Consider the following 21,178-nt stretch of genomic DNA (forward strand, 5'->3'; position numbering starts at 1 on the left):
GGTCGCGCCGACGAGGCTCGGGGTTGACTCGCCCGACAGGGTCCGACACACTCCACTGAACACGTTCAGTGAAACGGAGGTCGACGTCGATGCGCGCAGCCGGTGCCGCGATCACGCACTACGACCCGTTCTCACCCGAGTGCCTCGACGACCCCTACCCGTACTACGCGTGGCTGCGCGACGAGCACCCGCTGTACTACGTCGAGGACTACGACATGTGGGTGGTGTCGCGGTTCCAGGACGTCTACGACATGCTCGGCGACCCGGAGCTGCCGTTCGAGGCCCGTGAGGGCACGGTGCCGACGCGTGCTGAGATGCTCGCGCGTAACGACGGTCCGGTGCCGCCCCTCCCGTTGGACCCCGTCGCAGGATTCACCCGCATGGATCAGCCCCACCAGGGTCGACTGCGCGGGTTCCTGAATCAGCCGTTCCGGCCCCGTTCGGTGTCAGCGCTGGAGGATTGGTTCCGCGCCATGGTGCGAGCCGACCTGCCCGGCGTGCTCGCCCAAGGCGAGTTCAATCTGCCTGCAGTCTTTGGGCTTTGGACGGCCCGCACCATGTGCCACCTCGCGGGCTTGCCCGCCGAGATGGCGGCTGATCTGCGCGACGCGATAAACGAGTCCTCGGCGGCAATCGGCGACCCCGCCCTCGGCCTGGACCCGCTCGACGGCCTCAAGCGAATCAGCCGCGCCGCCCGCCTCGCCGTGACGACCCGGCGCGACGCCGGCGCCGACGGCGCCCACCCGCTCGTCGACAGGGTCATCAACGCATCGTTCGAGGGACGGCCGCTGTCCGACCGCGAGGCCGCCGCACAACTCGTGGTGCCGCTGATCGGCGGCGTGGAGACCGTGCCCAAGGTGACCTCCCACGGGCTGTGGGAGCTGACCAAGAACCCCGACCAACTCGCCGCCGTCCGCGCCGACCTGGCAGCCAACACGCCCGTCGCGTTCGACGAGATGTCCCGCTATTGCGGTCCTGCGCAATGGTTCTCGCGGACCGTCACCGCACCCGTCGACGTCCTCGGTCGCCACCTGACGCCGGGGCAACGCATCATCTTCCTCATCCAGTCCGCACAGCGTGACCCGCGCGAGTTCCCCGACCCCGACGCGTTCCGGTGGGACCGGCAGATGAAGCGGACGCTGGCCTTCGGCCACGGCGGTCACTTCTGCATGGGCATCCATCTGGCGAAGATGGAGGGCCGGGTGATACTGCAGGAATTCCTCAGCGCCGTGGAAGAATTCGACTTCGACGGGGACGCCGCGGTACGCAGTGCCTCCAGCTTCCAGAAGGGCTGGGACGTCCTGCCCGTCCGCATCCGCCGACTGGCGGAACCGTCGTGACCACCGGGGCCGTCGCCACCGTCCGGGGTGATCGGTCCAGCGCCGACCTCGGGCGCACGCTGATGCACGAGCACGTGTTCGCGGTGTCCGCGGCGCTGGCCAACGACCGCCCCGAGATCGCCTTCCCCGACGGCAAGCAGGCCGCCGTCGACGATGCCGTCGCGCGGCTGCAGCGGGTCAAGGACGCCGGCATCGACACGATCGTCGACGTCACCGTATTCGGTCACGACCGCGACATCCCCAGCCTGGTCCGGATCAACGAGCGCGTGGATCTGAATATCGTCGTCGCCACGGGGTTCTACACCGAGGACGTGCCGTCGAAGACCTTCGAGATACGCCAGGCCTTGGCCCGGCAGCGCGGCGGAAACTTCTTCGTCGACGTGTTCGTGGCCGACATCGTCGACGGCATCGGCACCACCGGCGTCCGCGCCGGGATCATCAAGTGCGTCACCGGCGCTGCCGGCCTGACCCGCGGATCGAAGGGACTGTTGCGGGCCGCCGCGATCGCCGCACGTGAGACCGGCGTGCCGATCACCACGCACTCCGACCCCCACGCGCGAGGCGGGCTCGAACAACTCGAGCTATTCGCCGCCGAGGGCGTCGATCTCGCCCGGGTGGTGATCGGCCACAGCGGCGACACCACCGATCTCGACTACCTCAAGGCCGTCATGGACACCGGCGCGACGATCGCCTCGGACCGGTTCGGCTACGCGCTGCCGGGCACGGCGACGACACAGGAACGCGTCGCGGTCATCGCCGACCTGTGCAACGAGGGCTACGCCGACCGCATCGTGGTGTCCCACGACGCGATGCTGCACACCGACTGGCTCGACGACGGGTACACCGCGGCGTTCCCGGACTGGGATCCGACCTTCGTCCCCACCACCGTCGTGCCCGCCCTGCGCGAGGCCGGTGTCTCCGACGCCCACCTGCACCAGATTCTCGTCGGCACCCCGGCCCGTCTGCTGGCGTGTGCGACACCCCTCCCGAAGGAGCGCATCGATGAGCAGTCCTGAATCGCCACAACCCAAGTCGCCGGTCCGACGTGCGCTGGCCGAGCGCGCCGTCACCACCGGACCGTGGATCACCTTCGCCGATCCGCACGCCATGGAAGGGCTCGCGAGACTCGACCTCGACTACCTCGTCATCGACTGTCAGCACGGCTCGGCCGATCTCGGCGCGCTGCTCCCGATGCTGCGCGCTGCCGCACTGCACGACAAGCCCGTCCTCGTCCGCGTCCCCGCCAACGAGCCGTGGCAGATCATGCGCGTGCTCGACCTCGGCGCCGCCGGCGTCATCGTGCCGATGGTCAACACCGCGGCAGAGGCCGCGATCGCCGCGTCGGCGATGCTCTACCCGCCACACGGCGAACGCTCCTACGGACCGGTGCGGCCCTCCCCCGGCGCCGGCTTCACCTCGGGCGACGGACCGCTGCTGCTCGTCATGATCGAGACCGCACGGGGACTCGCCGAGGTCGACGCGATCGCCGCCACCCCGGGCATCGACGGACTGTTCGTCGGCCCCATCGACCTCGCGCTGGGCATCGGCGCTGTCCCGGACGGCAACGTGCTCAAGGGAATCGGGGCTTCAGAGACTCTTGCCGCAGTGGACACCATCGCCGACGCCGCGCGCACGCACGACAAAGTCTTGGCCGGTGCGGTCTTCACACCCGACCACGCCCGCGCGATGACCCGCGCGGGGGTGCGACTGCAGGTCTATGGCTCCGATGGGCAGTGGCTGACCGCGGGCGCGAAAGCCGCGCGCAAGCTCACTGACGAACTGACTGCGGAGGTCGACTCATGAAGGCCCTGATCACCAACCCGTCGATGACGCCGCCGCACGCGGTCACCGCCCCGCTGCGGGAGGTCGCCGACATCGTCACCGTGTCCGACGGATCGCCCGAGGCACTCCTCGAGGCCGCCCGCGACGCCGATGCGCTCATCGTCGCCGTCGAACCGATTCGCGAGCCGCTGATCGCAGAGTTGGCTCAGTGCAGACTGATTCACCGCTGCGGCATCGGCGTCGACGTCGTGGACGTGGAGGCGGCCACCCAGGCGGGCATCCAGGTGACCAACGTGCCGGATGCGAACTTCCACGAGGTCGCCGCGCATGCGATGGCGTTCATCCTGGCGCTGACTCGACGGCTCGTCGCGTGGGACGCAGGCGTGCGCGCGGGCAAGTTCGGCGACGGCCGACTGGGTATGTCGCTGCACCGGCCCGATGTGCAAACAGTCGGGCTGATCGGACTGGGCCGGATCGGCCGACGGGTGGCGGTCGCTGCGCGGGCCGTCGGGTTCTCCGTCGTCGCGTACGACCCAGCCGTCTCGGCCGAAGACGCCGCGGCGCTGGACGTGACGCTGATGGACGCCGACGAGGTGATTGCCGCGTCTGACGTTCTGTCGCTGCATGTTCCGCTGACCAATGCCACGCACCACCTGCTCGACGCCGACGCGCTGTCCCGGATGAAGCGCGGCGCGTTCGTCGTCAACGTGTCGCGCGGCGGGCTGATCGACGAGGCGGCGCTCGCCGACTCCATCGCCGCGAAGCACCTCGGTGGCGCTGCGCTCGACACGTTCGAGACCGAGCCGCTGCCGGCCGACAGTCCGCTGCTCGGGGTCGACGGGATCCTGCTCTCTCCGCATGCCGCGCACTGGAGCAGGGAGTCGCTTGGCGAGACGATGACCAAGAGCTTCGCCGAGGTGGCCCGCGTCCTACGCGGTGAGGCGCCCCGCTACCCGGTCAACCGGATCTAGCCCGTCGCATGGCCGTCCGCCAGGATGAGAGCCGGCGCCGGCGTGAGGCGGTGTTCGCCGCGACGTGGGACCTGGTTGCGGCGCAGGGGTTCTCGGCGGTGACGATGCGGCAGGTGGCCGAACGCGCGGGTGTCGCGCTGGGCACGATCTTCCTCTACGCCTCCAATAAGGATGAGCTGCTGCTGCGGGTGTTCGGCGAGCGACTGTCCGCGCGCTGGGACGCGTTCCTCGCAGCGTCCGAGAGCGAGCCGTCGCTGCGTCGGGTCGAGGCGTTCTACGACGACTGCCTGACGATGTTCTTCGATGACGTCGACAACGTCGGTGCGTATTACACTCTGCTGCTGCGGTATCCGACGTCGACGTTCTCCGAGGTGGTCGAGCTGCGCGCGCGGCTGCGGCGCATCGTGCGGGAGGCCGTGGGTGACGGCACTCTTGCTGAGGCGGATGACGCGGCAGCGTTGGAACAGGCCTACTACGGCGCCTTCGCTATGGCGGTGCTGGAGCACGTCCACGTCGGCGACCAGAAGCGCACGCGCGCGACGATGGGCCGGTCGATGGCGCTGCTGCGGCGGGGTGCGGGGGTTGGGGAGGCAGGCACTGCCGGTTTCTAGGTGTGGCTGCGCGGGTAGCGCACGTCGAGCGTCCTCGCGAGGTCTACACCAGCGTCGTGAATCGGCCCGGGGCCACGACCGTGGTGTCGATCTCGCGAGATTCCCGAGCGCCTAGCGAAGCACGCGGTACCGCAGGTGCGCGACCCCGGGCGCCTCGAGCACGCGCTCGAGTTCGAGGCGCGGGGTGCCCGCTTCGAAGCCGTCGAAAAGCCGCTCCCCCGACCCGAGGATGACCGGGCTCACCTGCAGGTCGATCTCGTCGACGAGCCCGGCCTGGATCGCCTGGCGGGCGCAGGACGCGCCGCCGGCGATGCTGATCGGCCGGTCCCCCGCCGCCTCGACGGCCTGGGCGTAGGCGGACTCGATGCCGTCGGTGACGAAGTGGAACGTCGTTCCCTCGAGCGCGATGGGGTCGTGGGCGTGGTGGGTCAGGACGAACACCGGGCAGTGGTACGGCGGTTCGTCGCCCCACCACCCGGTCCAGTCCGAGTCTCCCCAGTCACCGCGCACCGGCCCGAACATGTTGCGGCCCATGATGGTCGCGCCCATGCCGTCGAGCATCTCCGACACCACCTGCCGGTTGACCGGGTGCTCCGCGTCGGGACCGATGTGCCAGCCGTGCAGCAGCTGGCCGCCGACGCCGAGCGGATGCTCCTCGCTCTGGTTCGGGCCGGCGACGTAGCCGTCGGCCGAGATCGACATCGAGAGGTTGGTGCGGGGCACGGCGGGCTCCATTTCGAGGGTGCGGGTGATGACGTCAGGCAGACCCGAGCAGCGGGCCAAACTCATCGTCGTCCCGGTTTCTGGGATGCCTGGCCGGACCGGCAACCTTTACGTCACAGCAATCTGTCAGAAATGCAATCCGGGAACCCCAGCGGGGTCGGGTCAACGTCCCGTCCATCGAACGAACTGGGAGCACCATGTCACAACCGCTTGCTGAACACGCCGCCGAGACCCTTGCCCGCGGCATCGGACGCAGGGGGTTCGCTCAGGCAGTGGCCGGAGTGGTCGGCCTCGGCATCGCCGGTACTGCGGCGGCGTGCTCCTCACCGGGAGGCGGCGGCAGCAGTGCCACGCCGTCGGGCACTCCGACCCCGGGTGGCGGCGCGATCCTGCAGCCGGGCACCGGCGACAGACCCGGGGACCACTACCTGAGTTCCGAACCCGACCAGGTGCTGTGGGGCTACGTCCCCACAGTCGAATCGCAGTCGGTGCTTCGCATGGACTCGGGGCAAACCGTCACCATCGACGCGTTGTCCCATGAGGGGATCCTGGAGGATCAGGGACGAAACCCCCGGGAGTACTTCGGTTCTCACGGCGTCGCCGAATCGGACGTGCTGCAGGATGCGGTGGACATTGCGTCCGAATACAACCGCACGCCACGGAACTTCGACGTGGATGGGCCGCACGTGGTCACCGGCCCGATCTTCGTCGAAGGAGCCCAGCCCGGCGACGTCCTGAAGATCGAGACCCTCGAAGCCACCCCTCGCGTCCCCTACGGCGTGGTCTCCAGCCGGCACGGAAAGGGAGCGCTCGGAGTGACCGCCCAGGGAGAGGCGCCAGCGGGGATCGGACTCGACGAGGTGATGCCGCCTCGCGCGACGGATGGCAGGAACACGAAGAATCCGGCCAAGTACGGCAACGTCTCTACCTTCACCGCCGTCGAAGACGGACATGGTGTGATGCCGTTCGGCAATGCGGCCGTTCGGTTTCCGCTGCGGCCGTTCATGGGGATGATGGGCGTGGCGTACGCGAACGCTCCCGGCCTGACGTCACCGAACGCCAACTCGATACCGCCCACCCTAGGCGGAGGCAACATCGACATCGGGCTGCTGGGGCCAGGTTCGACGTTCTACCTGCCCGTGTTCGCCGACGGCGCGTTGTTCTACGTCGGGGATCCGCACATGGCGATGGGCGACGGTGAAGTCGCGCTCACGGCGATGGAGGGGTCGTTGCGGGGCACGTTCCGGTTGACGGTCTGCAAGAAGGGCAGCGGCGACGCCCCGTCGGTCGCCTACATGTATCCGTTCGCCGAGAACCAGGACTCATGGATCCCGATTGGATTGTCCGATCCCGACGGTGCGGCCAACGGTCAAGGCAGCGATCTGAACGCAGCGATGCGACGCGCGGTCGTCAATGCCTTGAACTTCCTCGAAGACGACCGCGGCATGGACCGCGCCACCGCTTATGCCTATCTCTCCGCCGCCGCGAACTTCACCATCAGCCAGGTGGTGGATAAGACCGTCGGCGTGCACGCACAGATCGCGAAGAGCCACTTCGCCTAGCAGCCGCGTAGGTCAGGCGCTCGGTGCCAGCTCAAAGACGGGGATGACGCGGTCGGTCCGCTTCTCGTATTCGCCGAATCCGGGTGCGAGTTCGACGATGCGCGCATACACGTTGTCCCGGTCCGCCTTCGGCAGTTCTCGGGCGACCATCTGGGTCGGCGGATTGGGTCCGATCTCGACCGTGACGGTGGGGTCGGCGCGCAGATTGAACACCCAGGCGGGGCTGGCGTCGCGGCCGGCTGCCGAGCCGACGATGTAAATAGTGTCGTCGATGTCGAAGTAGCCGATCAGGTTTTCGCGGGGTTCCCCGCTCTTGGCGCCCGTCGAGGTCATGATCAGCAGCGGGAAGCCCTCGAACTGGCCGCTCACCTTCCCGTCGTTGGCGCGGAACTCCGCGATGTTGCGCGTGTTGAACTCACGTTCTGAGGTCATCGGGTCGTCGTCGGACATGGTGTCCATCGTGGCACGTTAGGCCGGTCCTTCGTAGCGCTGCGACCCTGATGTTTGCACGCAGCGGCGAGCGGTCAGACGCAGAACGAGGTCACGGCTCCTAGAGTGGCCCGAGGGCCAGACACGGGAGCAGCGCATGACATCGGCGGGCGAAACGACTCGGTCCACCTCGACGTGGGCGCCGCTGCGGTCGCCGGTCTACCGGGCGCTGTGGATCGCGCAGCTGGTCTCCAACCTCGGCACGTGGATGCAGACCGTCGGGGCGCAGTGGATGCTCGTCGGCGACCCGCGCGCGGCGGTGCTGGTGCCGCTGGTGCAGACCGCGACGACGCTGCCCGTGATGCTGCTGGCGTTGCCCTCGGGGGTGCTGGCCGACCTGATCGACCGGCGTCGACTGCTGATCGCGACGCAGGGGGCGATGGCCGCCGGGGTGGGGCTGCTCGCGACGTTGACCGGTTTCGGGTTGACCACGCCGGCGGTGCTGCTGATGTTGTTGTTCGTCATCGGCTGCGGGCAGGCGCTGACGGCACCGGCGTGGCAGGCGATCCAGCCCGATCTCGTTCCGGCCGAGCAGATTCCGGCCGCAGCGGCGCTGGGCAGCATGAGCATCAACGGCGCCCGGGCGATCGGACCGGCGATCGCCGGCGTGCTGGTGTCGCTGTCGGGCCCGACGCTGGTGTTCGCGCTCAACGCGGTGTCGTTCATCGGGATCGTGTTCGTGCTCGTCTGGTGGCGCCGCCCCCGCGTGGTGAGCGACTACCCGCCAGAGCGGGCGCTGGCGGCGCTGAGTGCGGGTGGGCGGTTCATTCGCAGCTCGCCGATCGTGCGGCGAATTCTGCTGCGGGCGGCTTTGTTCATCGCGCCCGGCAGTGCGATCTGGGGCCTGCTGCCGGTGATCGCGGCGAACAACCTGGGTCTGTCGTCGGCGGGCTACGGACTGCTGCTGGGCGCACTCGGCCTAGGCGCGGTGACCGGGGCGTTCCTGCTGGGACGGCTGCGGGCGCGGTTCGGCCAGAACGTGCTGCTGACCGTCGGCGCTGCGGGCTTCGCGGTCGCCTCCGTGGTGTTGGCCGTGGTGCCGAACGTCGTGGCGGTGTTCCTGGCCTTGGTGGTGGGCGGTGCGTCCTGGTTGATGTCGCTGTCGACGCTGAACGCCTCGATGCAGCTGAGCCTGCCGGCGTGGGTGCGGGCCCGCGGGCTGTCGGTGTACCAGCTGATCTTCATGGGTGGGCAGGCCATCGGTTCGGTGGTGTGGGGCGTGCTCGCCGGGGCGACGTCGAGTTCGACGAGCCTGCTGGTGGCCGCGGCGCTGCTGGTGGTGTGCGGCCTGTCGTCGCTGTGGTGGCCGTTGCACGCGAAGACCAGCGATCTGGACCTGTCGCCGTCCTCGCACTGGCCCGAGCCGTCACTGGTGTTCGAGCCGGAGCCGTTGGACGGGCCGGTCTTGATTTTGACCTCGTATCGGGTTGCGGCTTCGAACGAGGAGGCGTTCCTGTCGGCGATGGCGGTGCTGGGCCGGTCGCGTCAGCGCACCGGGGCGTCGCAGTGGCGGCTGTTCCGCAGCATCGAACACGAATCGACGTTCGTGGAGACGTTCATCGTGCGGTCGTGGGGCGAGCACATGCACCAGCACTACATCCGGCTCACGGGGCAGGACCGGCTCATTGAGGAGGCGGTGGAGCGAGTCGTTGACGGGGAGGCGGTGTCGGAGCACTACTTGGCGGTGCGGGAGGGGCGGTGAGCGGAAAAATTTGCGTCATCGCGCTTTGAACTTGCCGGCCAGAGCCAGCTGGCGCTGGCCGCAGGTTCGAATCCTGCCGGCGGCACACACATTCACCCAGTTCAGACACCATTTTTCAGCCGAGTCTCATGGTGCATGCCCCCTACGTACTTTTGCGAAGGCTCCAATCACTCCTGCATAGCCGCTGAGTCGCTGTCGGCAATGGGTTCTCGGACCGTTCGCCGAAGTTAGGGTGGGTGCCGCACTAACGACGTCAACGCAACCTTGCGGGGGTAGCACAACATCATGAGCGACCGAGACCTTCCTTCGCACGCCGTGGCAAGCATGGGGCTGCGCGCGCCGCGTGTCGTTCTCGTCGTTCCCGCAACCGACAACTGGCATCTCGCGGCCATGAATGGAATGCACGTCCTGTCAACAACATGGGGCGGTGCAGGATTCGTCGTCTACCCGGCCGCGACCCAAGACGTTCATCCCGCGCTGTTGGCTGCTTTCAGGGAGTACGACCCCGACGCCGTGCTCGTTCCGCCGGGAAGTTGGCCAATGTCGCAGGCGGATCGAACAGCGATTATGGCTGCGCAAATCGCCATCTCGGCCCAGTGCTCGAATTTTCGGTCACCGATCGCCAACGAGCAGTCCGTCGCGTCGCCCAGCCCGTCGGACCTTTGGGAAATTCTCTTCGAGCACGGTAAACCCGGCTCTGGCCGCCCCACCGCTCTTGATGACGCAATGAACCCTCGCCCACCCGGTATAACGATCGGCGTCAACCCCGCAGTCGTCAGCTCCATCGGACTCGCCGCTGCCTCACGTTGGGGACTGCCCGAGCCACCGACTCCGGGCTCGCGGGATGTCGACCCAGCAATTCTGCGAAGGGCCGTCCGGCGTCTAGCGTCTTCGACCTTTGACCCTACGAACCTGACTGGCATCACGAATCGCGACAATTTCGAAGGGACTTATGCCACAGACCTCGCGCTTACCCTCTGTGGGCTTGAAGGCGCACAGGGGTGGGGGCCGGGTCGTGCAGATGCAGTCGTGGTGTGGGGTGATGAACCCGACGACTTCGCGCTCGCAATGGCCTGGGATCGAACGTACGGAATGGGTGTATGGCTGCCAGACGAATGGTGGACGGACAACACAATACGGAGTGACATCTTGCGGGGCATCGACACTCTGGCAGCTGACGCCTATCCCAGATTTCGCAGAGTTCTATTCACATCTACATCACTCAATCGTGAAGAGTTGACAGCACGAGTTGAGGAGTGTCGCAATTCATTACAAGAATCACTCAAGCAGGATGTCGTACCACCGCCAGATCAATCCGTCGTTCTTCCGGCAGAGTCGCTGCCGTTTTCGCGTTACTTCAAAACCCACTATGTTCTCGCGGAGAATCTCGCCCATGAGTGGTCGACGACGGTCTATGAAGATTCCGGCACGATTGCGTTCGCGATGCTACCTAGAGTTCCCCTCATCGGCGTAAGGGGATTGGAGCCGTTAGAGAAAAGTGCAAGCTGGTTCGTCGATGTCACAGTGCGCGATCACGATATTCCAGTCACGACCGCGATTCCCGAGCCAAATCTGTTGGCAAATGGCGAAGACTCACAACCAACGCGAGTTCGCGCAAGCCGAAACGGAATCTCCTACGGGGCGTACAGGTCGGACGTAATACCCGTCGGCGCAACCGTCTCACAATCGCTCACGCGCCCACTTCTCCGCTACCCATCGCTACTCGAATGGGCAAGCGCGCGGGCGCAGACCAACGGATTGACTGTGAAGCCATCGGTTGCAGGGACACAAGCAACAGTGATCGCGAAGATGATGGGTGGCAGACAAGCGCTGACCGAACTCATCGCAAGCGACCTTCTCCCGGCGCTAAAAGCATTCCAGGCCAAGGGCGCCACAAGGGACGCCTACCCCGACCAAGCAGGCTGCGTGCTCGACAGCGCTCGCGAAGAGGGCTACCTCCATTTCGAGGGATTGTGCCTCCGAACGCGCAACTCGTCGAGCGAGAGTCAGCAGGCCGGCCCCGCCCAGCAAAGCGTTCCCCCTAACGCGAGTTCACGCGACCAGATCGACCGACTCCTGCGATGGGGAGTCCTGAGACGAGGGTTGATCCTTCGATGCCCATTCTGTAATCACCTGGCTTTCACCAACATCGAAGACCTCGGGAACACGATCCGCTGCCCCAGATGCACTGACGACTACCCCCTCGAACGCGAGCGCTGGCGTTCACCAGTGAGCGAGCCAAGATGGTTTTACGATTTACACCCAACCGCCCGTGCGCTTCTCAAGGGCAATGGCGATGTTCCACTACTCCTTTCGGCGCATCTGCGGACTTCTTCTCGGCGCGCCTTCACCGACGCGCCAGAGTTCGAGTTACAGCGAGCCGATGGAAGCTCAGAAGTCGAAACGGACCTTCTAGCACTGGTGGACCGCCAACTCGTCATTGCCGAAGCCAAGTCAAACGGCACTTTCGGGAGCGACAGAAACGCAGCCGCTACGAAACGAGTGCGGGCGGCACGCCTCTTCCAAGCCGATCAGATCATTCTCGCAACGACTACCGACGTCTGGGAAGCTCAGTCGATATCCGCGATGAGATCAGCGATCGCTGATGAAAGCTGGCCAGCGCGGCCGCCTACGTTGCGAATCGTCACTCGGCTCGGCGGCAGTGAAGTCATCGACGCACTTGAGCAGACTTAGCGCGATACACACGGCGGACCGAAGATTCCCAGAACCGTGCTGACCGAAATGAGCAGTTTCGGCCGATAGTTTCCGCGGGTGGCGGCACGGGGGTTGCCCCACCACCGTGCGCGGTCCGCGTCTAGCCATACCTGCGGCCGTGAACCGCTACCAGAATCCGAGACCAGATACCCAGGTCCAAACCTTCACCCCAAGCGATTGCACTGTCGCATTCGTCGTCAACAGGGTGACTACCGCGACTGTCGACGAGAGGACGGACACTTTCAACGCTGTACGCGATACCCGCATGCTTTGCATAGACGACGACAGCGACGCCGTCGCCGTCAAGATGCCTCGATACTGAGCGTCATCGTCCATCAACTGCTTCATCGTCTCGGCCTGCTCCGCGGCCAACTCGTCGCTCATTTCAACTGCCGGTACGGTCGTTTGGCCGCCTCGAAGCGCGTCAAGCGTCTGAACCCACGGCGTTGCTCGACGTGTGAACTGAGCGTCACCGTCTTCCAGCCACTTGGCGTCGTTGAATACCTTGATGTCTCTTCCGATGCTGTTGATGTTGAAACTGAGCGTCAGTAGGTCGCCTCGCAGCCGTTCAAGTTGCTTCATCGAGTAGCGTCCGTGTTCGCTTCGAGCGCCGTCACGCATGGTCGCGTACAGCCGGTGGTAGACGCGCAGCATCTCGGAGATTGATAGTCGAAGCAAGCTGTTCTGTAGACCTTCTCGCACGTAATTGACTATGGGCCAGTTATCCCACCGGTCAATCTCGCCGTACGTTGCAAAATGATGCTTGCCTCGGTCGAGGATCGACTGACGCTGGCCCCACAGTGCCCAAGTACGACGCGTGTCGATGTAGTGGACTGTAAAAGGTTCTACCCGTTCGAGATTGAGCCCAGGAAGGTCGTCCGACGTTTGCGTGAACGTATTCTCCGAGAGCCCCAGCGCACCGTAGACGCGGTCATCCCTCGCGCTTAGATTCTGTGCGATCGTGGCTTCACGCAATGTAAATAGCATTAGGTCGACGAGGGGCTGCGGCTCGCCATTCGCAGCGAAGAAACCTGGGCAGGTAGTTTTCAGCCAAGACCTGGCGATGTCATGCATCGATTGGCGCGCCTGCTGTGTGCGTCTGTTGGCCATAGCCTGCGCGGTGTACGCCAGCGGCCATTCGCCCCGACCGTGGACGAATTCCGGCTCGTAGTCCTGCTGCCATACAGAATCAACTTGACGCGCGCCATCCTCAGTCACGTAGAAAGTGGCTACGACTGCTGTGATAGATTCGCCTACCTGCACAGCGTTGAGCGCTACAGCATCGAATGTCCTAGGCAACTTGTATTTTCGTGCATCAGGAATCTTCGAATGGCTCTCCATTCCGACGAACGTTCCCAGCGTCCACCACACCCAATCAGCCCCCGACCGCGCATCTGCCACGATGTCGAAGTCCGCCTGAGTGGTGCCGTGGGGGCCACCGTGCCAGTTATGGCGCTTGATCATTCGTTTGAGTTCTTCGGATGCGCTCGGTGGAAAGAACTCGACGGCGAAAAGACCAGGAATGCGAACATGTTCGCCGACTGGAATCTGAAAACCGTTGATGGCGTCCCACGTTGGGTCGGACGAGCCAAGTTTCCCCATGTGGACGCGGTGATTCTTGCGACCGATGGAGTAGGCCATTCCTCGGTCGAGCGCATTCGTCACTCTGAGCGGTGCTCGATGCCCCAGCCGGGACTGTCGAACACGTTGAAGGATTCGGAAACCGAGAGATTTATCGTTACTTTGCAAGGTAGTTCACAGTCCGCACCCCGGGTATGTCTCCGCAGAGACTCGACACCCAGGCGTTAGATTCAAGGTTCAATTCCGGCGGTCTAAGCACATGTATTCTCGGAAGTGAAAGCGAAAAATATGTTGTCCCGCAATTCATTTGATTCAGATACGTACGCGAAACTCTGGGGCGGGATACCGGAAGGAAGCAAGTCGCCAATACTAAGAGGCGCAACCAGACGAATGGCACTTAGTATTTGGATACCCGAACCCACCGCACTGCCTCCGTAGTATCGGTCGAAGTCAATTCGATCGATACAGCCCACTCTACGAAACCTCCGCCACAGGGCGCTCGGCTCGGCGGTAACGCTCGGACCCGCAGCGAAGCATCCGACGATCCTCTGAACGGGAGCCGTGGCATACACCCAGACCAGCGACACGTCATCGGCAAGCGGTCGCTTGCGGAACTCGACTTTCTTGCGGCCATCCATAATCGCCTCCGCATACTGCGGATGCACTGACATCACTATCTGGCGGCCAGCTGACGGTGAATCCATTGTTTACCAGCCTCTCCCACTTGTTGAACGGCCTGCGGTGGCACGTTTAGCACGCTACTGAATTGGAGTTCCGGGAGGGTCCACGGGTCGTCTAGGACCCAGTCGCGACGGAACATGATGACCAGAACTTGTCGTGAGTGACTCGCGAGCCTTTCGACGTCATCGGCGCTGTAGACGGTCCTGCCACCAACCATGTTCGTGACATCTTCTGCTGATCCAGTCCGAAGCGTCTCTTCGACAACCCCAATGACTTCTACGGTCTTGAAGCCTGATCGGTAGAAAAGGATGATATCCCCCGGCTCCAGCCTGTTTGTACTTGCGTTGCACAGGTACGCCTTTCGCAATACGTTGCCCCACGGGCGTATCTGCTCGCCTGCAAAATCGGGAAAAGCGAGCTGTCCTTTCTCGACCGCTGACGACATCGCACACTCCGGGAAGAGCTGATTGTGCCAATGGTTCTTGATACGAATAACAAACGCGGACGCATTGAGTGACACGGCGGGCGGTCCGTACCGGACGTGGTACTCCAGCGCTCCGACCGACTCGTCACGCGGTTCGTAGGCCTTCGCTAGTACACGTTCTCCACGTTGCGACCGTCCGCATTCGAAGTAGCCGAAATTTCCGAGGAAGTCGACAAGCGGCTGGTGCTTGTCCCACGCCTCGACATAGGCGCTACCGGCTTTATGATCGTGGTGAGACTGCAGCACGGCTTTCAGTAGCAGCTCTCCGTAACGATTCCCCGAGAATGGCTGCGCCACTTTGAAAGTCGAGATCTTTGTGACGGGCCGCGTCAGTCCGTAGCCGCAGGGGTTCTCGTAGATCTTCAGGATAGCGATTGCCGCATACCTGCCGTCGTCTTCAAGCACCACAAAGCATTCCCGATTTTCCGAATCGCTCTGCACCTTTTTGATCCAGCTGTCAAAGTCTGCGTAATCGTCACGAATGGTGTCGAAGATCGCGTCCTCAAGGTTGAGGGCGTACGTGGGCAACTTGATGACATGCGGCGGCGGGGGCAACGCGGTTGGCTCATAGCCCTCCAGCATCGCTACCGCATCGGCGAGCGTCACTACACGAGCGCCGATCCCGATTCGCTTCGCCCTCTTGCCAAGCCGCCCGTCATCGCTGACGAGGAACGTGACCGAGTTCGAGTACAGAGACGCCAGGATGCGGCGGTCGCGATGATCGTTTGTGTCGTCTTCAACTGGTCCGAGCTCGGTGTTGATGTCGGAGTGAATGTGGGATTCGGCGAGCATCTCGAATTCTCGAAGCTCCGCCATACGCTGCCGCACGCGATTCTCGACCTTGCCCTCCGCGAGCTCGTCGCCACTGGCAGGATGCACGAATACCTGGTGCCGCTGCTTCATCGCCAGACGCATGAAGGTTGCGGCAGGACCTATGCCAGGCTCCATATGGCCCGCGAACGGCTCCAGCGCGATGAACGCATTGGTGTCTAGCAGGAAGCGAATCACAGAGGACGCATCCGATACGTCGTCCGCCCCTCCCGCCACATGGCAATTATGGCGCTGGTCAGCGATATTCCAGGTCTTGACACGCCTGGCTCGGTCATCGCGGGACCTCAGTGTGTTTTTCGGCCGCTGCGGTCATCGACCCAGCTACGCCGAGATAACCCTGTCGGTATCTCCTGGTAAGCACTGGTCGGAGCCGACGCTTGAGGAGGACACGTTGACCAAGACCGCTGCAGGTCTGTTCGCCGGTATCGGTGGACTGGAGGTCGGCTTGGCCAGGTCAGGCTGGGAAACCTGTCTGCTCTGCGAGATCGACCCAGCCGCGAGCGCAGTCCTTCGGCGCGGATGCCCGGCGTCGACCTGCGCAGCGATGTGCGGAAGCTACGCGGCCTGCCCCGTGACATCGACCTCGTCGCCGCTGGCTTCCCGTATCAAGACCTCTCGCAGGCGGGCCGGGCGAAGGGCATCACCGGCTCGCAGTCCGGTCTCGTCGGCGAGGTGTTCCGACTGATCAAGCGCAAAGACGGCCCGCGCTGGCTGTTACTGAAGAACGTGCCGTTCATGCTCCAGCTCGAACGAGGCGCGGCGACGAGGCACCTCACCGAGACGCTCAACGAGTACGACTACCGGTGGCCGTACAGGGTGGTCGACGCGCGGGCGTTCGGCCTGCCCCAGCTGCGCGGCGACCACGGTCATTTTAGTCCTCCACCAAACGTGGCCTCGTCAACGATGTCTTCTTGCGTCCCGTGCGTTGCTGGCGCGCTATCAACGGCCATAGGATCCTTTGGCCATGCGACATCCCCGGTTCCCATCTGATGCACAGCCGGTGCCAATGGATGCTGGGTCGAGAGGTACGTGGCAAGAACCTTGTCGTCGGACATCCCCATCCTCCGCATTACCTTCACCAGATCTCGGCCTGTCATGAAAATGATTGGGTGCTGGTCTTCTCGAACTTCCTGGTAGGCCTGCGCGGCGATGAATGCCGTCGTGACAAAAATGCCGAATTCCCGCTGCTTGATCCGGGCGATCAGCCGACTGACCAACTTGACACCGATACCGCCCCCGTCGGGGTTGTAGCACTTAGCCTCAAGGGCGAACTGCAGGCGCACAGGGTCATCATCCGGACCGATACGGAACTCGCCGATTGCATCGCGTCCACCGTCACGGCTGGGCCGTGTCACTTCGACCGATGCGACGTGCGGGTCGGAGTTGAGCCACATGTCGGCTGCGAAGTGCTCAAACTCAACTGGGGACTGGGCAAAGTACCTGTGTACTGCCCGAATCATCCACATGTCACCAGGCCTGGGCAATTGTTCTTCCTTGCTGCGCACGATGAGGTTTCGTGGCGCTTCGAGCGCCTGGTATATCCTGGCTTTGACCCAGTTCCGCCATTCAGGCGGGCATGCTCCCCCAAGTGGGTCTCCCGCGACGATCTCATCGATCCATTCACGCCGAACGACCGGCGTCTGAAGGACCGTGAAATGGGAACGATAGTTTTGAAATCGCAGATCGCGTGTGGTCCGCCAAATCGCGACAAGTTCTTCGTCACTGGTTAGCCGCGGAGACCCGGGCGCTAATAGCCCACGGAAGATGACGTCACGACCGCTGACCTTCTCGAAGAGGAATAGCGGCGGAACCTTCTGCCGGTCATCTGCCCCCGCACGAGATGCGGCGAAAATGCTCCGCAGCAATAGGTTCCCACCTCGTGGGGTGTCGTGAAGATCCTTGCCGGGTTTTCGGTTGTCGCCATAGTAGGTGAAATCACCTGTCGTAGGATCTATGTGGTCGGGCCAGTCGACTTCCGCCCCCGAAGTATAAAGCGCCACAAGCCGCACGGCGTCTTTAATTACGCTCCCTTTTGGGCGAAACCCCCCTTGATTGCCGACGGGAAGGAGCTTTCCGATCGCATCGTCCCCCGCATGGCCCTGCGTCCCACCCGAGTAGACACGGTCCAGAACGAGGTCAGCCGCTGCGAGTTCATCAAAAGGAACTTTCTCAGATCTCAAGGGCATTCTCCCGCGTGAACCAGGAAGCACAGGGGACAGACCCCATCGGCCCTTTGAGGGCTGGAGCCGACTGGTCGGTGAATCGGCCTGGGTGCTTGACGGCTGCCGGTCACGCCTAAGCGGTTCGCGGCCAGGATGGAGTTCCGCATTTCCACAGTCGCTGACTCGGTACGCAACAACTTACCAACTCGACCAACCAGCTCGTCATCGGACAAATTATCGTCCGCGGACACGCCGAGGCAGTATTGCAAGATCTCTGATGCCGGCACGATGTCGATCGTCCGAGGTCCTAGCTGACGCATCACTGCGGTCGACTGACTCGGCAGCCTGAAGGTCCTTGGCTTATTCCCGGTGCGATTGAACGGGTTCTCTGAAACCACACGTCGGTGGCGCTCCGCATCCGAAATCGCCCTGTTGAGTAAGCGTGAGAACTCGTCGCCAGACTCTCGGCTTGACGCGCGTTCCCGGTACACCTGATGAATTCGCCAGCCGGTCATGGGACCTTCGACGCCGACGATTCGAATGACGTTATCAACGATGCGCTCCGGCGGTGTCTGCGAGATGGGCGACAACGCTTCAACGAAGACGGGGTATTCGCTTAGCGTTCCAAGACTGCGGCCGATCATCTCGGGCGCAACGCTTGACACGCGCTCGTGATGATGCCCAGATACTTGCTGCGACCGGTGGACGGACTCTGCGTCCGCAACGCGCGTGGGTTCCCTCTGCACGCCTTCCGGCCCGACGCCGGGCTTCAAAGGTGATGACGGTTGACTAGCGAGTCCTGCTCGGGCCGTCCGTCCAAATGGTGTCGCAGGTGGCTCGCTAAGCGGCCGGTCAGGACGGCTCGCTGCTCCGTCGACCTTGAGCTCGGCTTGCGCCGTCGTTGCAGATTGGTTGAAAAGCCTCTCACGCTCGGCCGCGATGATGTCGCGGGCGAGTTCAGCTTCGGAGACGTCGTAAGCTTCCGGAGCGCTTGCCGCAGCAGTACTTTCGCGCGCGAACTGCTCGAATAAGTCCTTCTTGACTGCGAGGATTTCGCGGAGTCTTTGATCAACGCCCACGTCTGACAAGAGCCGATGCACCTGGACGGATTCCAGCTGTCCCATGCGGTATGCGCGCGCGATGGCTTGCCACTCGGTGGTGGGCTTGAGCTGTGGTTCGCAGATTACGACAACTGAAGCGGCTTGGATATTCAGGCCCACGCCGCCGGCGACGATCTGGGCGATCAGTACTGCACCCCGCTTGGCAGCGGAGAATTCGTCCACTAGTACCTGCCGCTGGCTAGCTGCGACTGAACCCGTCAAGGGGCCGAAGACCCTTCCGGGCATATGCAGCGCGACATCGTTGAGGACATCGAGGAAGTGCGAGAATACGACGACGCGGCGCCCGTTGGCCTCTGCCTCCTGGACAATCTCGACCAGGCGTTGCATCTTGGTGGACTTGATCCCCTGCTTCATCGTGGCTTGTCGCATAGCCATGAAGTTTCGCCGCTCTACCGCGGAACGGTAGGCAGAGGCATCCTTGTTGGACATCGGCATCCACTCGTTGACTTCCACGAGTTCAGGCAGTTCGGTGAGAACGTCTTCTTGATTGCGACGAAGATATGCCGGTGCCACTTGTCGGCGAAACTTTTTCGGAGCGAACTCGTTCGCGTCTAGCACAAGGTCAGGTCGAAGGTAGCCGACCAGGTTGCGAAACTCATCCAACCGATTCTCTAAGGGCGTGCCGGTAAGCAGAATCGCTCGTTCACAGGAGGCGATGAGCTTCGAGGTTCTCTGCGCACGAAGCGCATCCGGGTTTTTTATGTAGTGCGCCTCGTCGACGACGACGCACCCAAGTGCTGGTAAACCAACCTCATCGTTCAGCCATCGCAGCGTCTCGAAGGTGGTGACGGCAACGCCACCGTTGCGCTTCCAGTCCTTGGCCGCCCCCAGTCGGACGGGCCCGTGCAGACGGTGCGCGCGGAGTTTCGACTTGCCATTGACTTCACGAATCCAATTCGTCACCACGGCTGCGGGACAGACCACCAGGAAGTTGTGGTCGCCCTTCGAGCGAAGGTGGGCCAGGGCAGCAATCGCTTCGACGGTCTTCCCGAGTCCCATCTCATCGCCGATGACGACTTTGCGCTGGACTAGCGCGAACCGCGCAGCGAAACTCTGATACCCGCGTAGCGAAGCGGTGAGGTAGTCACCCCTCAGCTCGAACTCACGAACGGCCTCGATGATTTCGGCGGGCAGATCGCCATGGGTCTTCTCGTCGTCCTCGGTGATGAACCCCAGTTCGGAGAGCAGCGCGAAGTAGTCAGCGGGGCGCGTGAGGAAGTCCTCCCACGGGTCACCACTCGTCGCCGCGTCTTGCGCGTCGGCTATAGCACGGGCCGACCGCGCAACAATCTGCACTGCGTCTCTAAAGTCCGCAACCGTCGACAGTGCGGTGGGGATGACGATGGCGTGAGTGACCGTCTTGTCGATGACAGCCGCAACAGGCGCCAATTCCTCGACGATCGCCATGTCCGCGGACGAAGCGGACGCTCGTCGTGCGGCGTCCCAGGCCCGCAGCCGTCGCAGAAAGTCGGAGTGCTCTGGGGTCCGATTCTTGATGTCGATGCGCGTCGGCATCTCTTCGAATGTGTTCTGCCTCAGCGTCCGGGCCGCTCCGCGAATCCGGATAGCAGAGGTTTCCCCGATGCCGGGCAGGCTCCGGAGCTGGTGCTCGTTAGCCAGGACTGCGAGCACATTGGTGATGCCGTTGTCCGTAAGAGCCCCGACGCGGATCTTGTCGCGCGTTGCCTCCCGCAGCCGCTCGACCGACATGCCGGCCAGCATCCGCTCGGTCTCTTTGTGTCGGACTGTGTTGCCGGCGTGGACTGCAGACTTGCGCAGCTTGGACTCTTCGGCGGCTGCGCGCCGGATGACGGCGGTGGCGTTCGGGAGGATCGCGAAGGTCGTCGAGTCATCCAGCGTGGCGGTTCGGCCGTGATCGGGTAGCTTCTGTTTGAAGCCCACCCAGTCGGCCAGCGCGTCGCGGACGGTCAGGGCGCGGATCCGTTGGTTGTCGACCGGCCTGGCCTGCTCGATGGCCTCAGGGATACCGCTGGTGATGAACCAGCGGCGGTAGTGGGCGAGGAACTGCGCTGCTTGGTTGGCCTTATCCCGTGTTCCGCCGAACATCAGCAGGCGGCCGAACCCCGTGACCTTTCTCAAGTCTGTTGTCGCCGCAGCGACCTCGGTGGTGAGGCGGTCGAGTTCTCGTTGAACATCGGGGTGTATGGGTGGAAGGCAGGCCGAACGCGCCGTGGCTTGAAAGACGGCATGGTCGTCCGAGCGCAACGGGATGACGTGCCAGAGGTAGCGGTTGTTTCGTCGGGCCTTCACAGTGCGCGCTCGCAGTGCTGCGGACTGTGCGACGGCCGCTTTAGCAATCTCGTGGCGGGCCGCGGTCACCGCTGTGGCGGCGTCAACCCAGCCTCGCACTTCATCACCAATCGCCGATGTTGACGGCTGTTCCTCGCTGGCCATGGTCCCCG

Annotated in this window: 14 protein-coding genes and 1 pseudogene; 9 read left to right on the forward strand and 6 right to left on the reverse strand. The window is 63.8% G+C overall.

Going from position 1 to position 21,178, the window contains the following annotated elements; translation table 11 throughout:
• Positions 1–89: 89 nt before the first annotated feature.
• The 5 genes from G6N61_RS14165 to G6N61_RS14185 are packed head-to-tail and all read left to right on the forward strand — an operon-like array spanning position 90 to position 4,704.
• Complete coding sequence (locus G6N61_RS14165) at positions 90–1,340, forward strand: cytochrome P450 (RefSeq protein WP_163919100.1); 1,251 nt, start codon at positions 90–92, stop codon at positions 1,338–1,340.
• Positions 1,337–2,356 carry a phosphotriesterase family protein gene (locus G6N61_RS14170; protein ID WP_198339340.1) on the forward strand — a complete coding sequence of 340 codons (1,020 nt, stop codon included), beginning with the start codon at positions 1,337–1,339 and terminating at the stop codon, positions 2,354–2,356. Before G6N61_RS14165 ends, G6N61_RS14170 begins: the two co-directional genes overlap by 4 nt.
• Positions 2,343–3,143 (forward strand): HpcH/HpaI aldolase family protein, encoded by an 801-nt coding sequence (locus G6N61_RS14175; protein ID WP_163919101.1) that lies wholly within the window; start codon positions 2,343–2,345, stop codon positions 3,141–3,143. The genes G6N61_RS14170 and G6N61_RS14175 overlap by 14 nt, the downstream gene beginning before the upstream one ends.
• A complete protein-coding gene (locus G6N61_RS14180) occupies positions 3,140–4,093 on the forward strand; it encodes a C-terminal binding protein (RefSeq protein ID WP_163919102.1) in 954 nt (317 codons plus the stop codon). The genes G6N61_RS14175 and G6N61_RS14180 overlap by 4 nt, the downstream gene beginning before the upstream one ends.
• Positions 4,094–4,101: 8 nt before the next feature.
• On the forward strand, positions 4,102–4,704 hold the full coding sequence (locus G6N61_RS14185) for a TetR/AcrR family transcriptional regulator (RefSeq protein WP_163919103.1): 603 nt from the start codon (positions 4,102–4,104) through the stop codon (positions 4,702–4,704).
• Between the two features lie 111 nt (positions 4,705–4,815).
• On the opposite strand, the gene G6N61_RS14190 is transcribed toward G6N61_RS14185, so the two are convergent.
• Complete coding sequence (locus tag G6N61_RS14190) at positions 4,816–5,427, reverse strand: dihydrofolate reductase family protein (protein ID WP_179973677.1); 612 nt, start codon at positions 5,425–5,427, stop codon at positions 4,816–4,818.
• Between the two features lie 197 nt (positions 5,428–5,624).
• Here G6N61_RS14190 and G6N61_RS14195 point away from each other — a divergent pair, with 197 nt between their 5' ends.
• Positions 5,625–6,989 (forward strand): acetamidase/formamidase family protein, encoded by a 1,365-nt coding sequence (locus G6N61_RS14195; RefSeq protein WP_163919104.1) that lies wholly within the window; start codon positions 5,625–5,627, stop codon positions 6,987–6,989.
• A gap of 12 nt (positions 6,990–7,001) precedes the next feature.
• Here G6N61_RS14195 and G6N61_RS14200 read toward each other — a convergent pair whose 3' ends face one another.
• Positions 7,002–7,439: a nitroreductase/quinone reductase family protein gene (locus G6N61_RS14200; protein WP_179973678.1), complete on the reverse strand. Its 438-nt coding sequence runs from the start codon at positions 7,437–7,439 to the stop codon at positions 7,002–7,004.
• Positions 7,440–7,575: 136 nt separating this feature from the next.
• Between G6N61_RS14200 and G6N61_RS14205 the strand changes: the two genes are divergently transcribed.
• Together G6N61_RS14205 and G6N61_RS14210 are read left to right on the forward strand one after the other, a co-directional pair.
• Positions 7,576–9,180, forward strand: coding sequence for an MFS transporter (locus tag G6N61_RS14205; RefSeq protein WP_163919105.1), 1,605 nt, complete (start codon positions 7,576–7,578; stop codon positions 9,178–9,180).
• 285 nt (positions 9,181–9,465) lie between these two features.
• Complete coding sequence (locus G6N61_RS14210; protein ID WP_163919106.1) at positions 9,466–11,874, forward strand: hypothetical protein; 2,409 nt, start codon at positions 9,466–9,468, stop codon at positions 11,872–11,874.
• Positions 11,875–12,021: 147 nt separating this feature from the next.
• Here the strand turns inward: G6N61_RS14210 and G6N61_RS14215 are convergent, their stop codons facing one another.
• Both G6N61_RS14215 and G6N61_RS14220 read right to left on the reverse strand, forming a co-directional pair.
• On the reverse strand, positions 12,022–13,560 hold the full coding sequence (locus G6N61_RS14215) for a hypothetical protein (RefSeq protein ID WP_163919107.1): 1,539 nt from the start codon (positions 13,558–13,560) through the stop codon (positions 12,022–12,024).
• Between the two features lie 589 nt (positions 13,561–14,149).
• The gene (locus tag G6N61_RS14220) at positions 14,150–15,688 is read right to left on the reverse strand and encodes a GNAT family N-acetyltransferase (RefSeq protein WP_235887535.1); all 1,539 of its coding nucleotides are present in this window, start codon (positions 15,686–15,688) and stop codon (positions 14,150–14,152) included.
• Between the two features lie 175 nt (positions 15,689–15,863).
• Here G6N61_RS14220 and G6N61_RS30850 point away from each other — a divergent pair.
• Positions 15,864–16,327 (forward strand): annotated as a pseudogene (locus G6N61_RS30850) (DNA cytosine methyltransferase); the annotation flags it as partial.
• Positions 16,328–16,338: 11 nt separating this feature from the next.
• On the opposite strand, the gene G6N61_RS14225 reads toward G6N61_RS30850, so the two are convergent.
• Positions 16,339–17,652, reverse strand: coding sequence for a restriction endonuclease (locus G6N61_RS14225; protein ID WP_198339341.1), 1,314 nt, complete (start codon positions 17,650–17,652; stop codon positions 16,339–16,341).
• Positions 17,649–21,170: a DEAD/DEAH box helicase gene (locus G6N61_RS14230; protein ID WP_163919109.1), complete on the reverse strand. Its 3,522-nt coding sequence runs from the start codon at positions 21,168–21,170 to the stop codon at positions 17,649–17,651. The genes G6N61_RS14225 and G6N61_RS14230 overlap by 4 nt, the downstream gene beginning before the upstream one ends.
• Between the last annotated feature and the right edge of the window lie 8 nt (positions 21,171–21,178).

The organism is Mycolicibacterium arabiense (assembly GCF_010731815.2).
GTDB lineage: Bacteria > Actinomycetota > Actinomycetes > Mycobacteriales > Mycobacteriaceae > Mycobacterium > Mycobacterium arabiense.